1 protein-coding gene is annotated in these 362 nt (G+C 46.4%); it reads left to right on the forward strand.

Annotated features, from left to right (window positions below; translation table 11 throughout):
- Positions 1–309 (forward strand): aldo/keto reductase (locus AB4496_RS23420; RefSeq protein ID WP_372132155.1); only part of this gene is annotated, 309 nt, incomplete at its 5' end.
- Positions 310–362 lie beyond the last annotated feature (53 nt).

Raw genomic sequence — 362 nt, forward strand, 5'->3', positions numbered from 1 at the left:
CTGCAGATGAACCGTATTCGTCCAATGGCGTGGTCTTGTCTCGGTGGTGGTAGCATCTTTAGTGGCGATTCAGCACAAGCGATTCGTGTTCGTGATGAACTAGAAGCCATTCGCCAAGAAGTGGGTGCAGATAGTATTGACCAAGTAATTTACGCTTGGGTTCGTCGATTACCGTCTAATCCGATTACTATTATTGGTTCAGGTAAGATTGAGCGAGTGAAAACGGCCGTTGATTCACTGAAAATCGAACTGACGCGCGAGCAATGGTATCGCGTTTGGGTTGCCTCAAAAGGTCACGGTGTGCCATAAGAAGTAATTCGAAAATGACGATAAGCCAGCCAACAAAGCTGGCTTTTTTGTGT

The sequence above is a fragment of the Vibrio sp. 10N.222.46.A1 genome (genome assembly GCF_041473595.1).
In the GTDB taxonomy this organism is placed as follows: Bacteria; Pseudomonadota; Gammaproteobacteria; order Enterobacterales; family Vibrionaceae; genus Vibrio; species Vibrio tasmaniensis_A.